This is a genomic window from Pseudomonas sp. HY13-MNA-CIBAN-0226, from assembly GCF_040310305.1.
In the GTDB taxonomy this organism is placed as follows: domain Bacteria; phylum Pseudomonadota; class Gammaproteobacteria; order Pseudomonadales; family Pseudomonadaceae; genus Aquipseudomonas; species Aquipseudomonas gregormendelii.
Genome location: NZ_JBEOPS010000160.1, coordinates 1 through 285, shown reverse-complemented (window position 1 = coordinate 285; position 285 = coordinate 1). Strand labels below are relative to the sequence as shown.

1 protein-coding gene is annotated in these 285 nt (G+C 39.6%); it reads left to right on the top strand.

Annotated features, from left to right (window positions below):
* Positions 1–235: DUF302 domain-containing protein (locus tag AAEZ05_RS28220; RefSeq protein WP_350649863.1), on the top strand; the 235-nt coding region annotated here is incomplete at its 5' end.
* Positions 236–285 lie beyond the last annotated feature (50 nt).

Genomic DNA, 285 nt, shown 5'->3' with positions numbered 1-285 from the left:
GATTATGTTTGGTAATCCGAAAGCGGGTACGCCATTGATGAATTGCGAGCAAAGCGTCGCCATTGACTTACCGCAAAAAATCCTCATCAGTGAAGATGCCGATAAAAAAGTTTGGTTGTCGTACAACAATCCTGAATATCTCAAAGAGCGTCATAATATAAAAGGTTGTGATACTGCTATTGATAACATCGCAACAGCCCTTGATGGCGTTAGTAAAGCAGCTATTGCGAAATAAACTTCTAGCAAAAACCTGAACAAAAAAAGGTGGGATACAAAAGCATAACC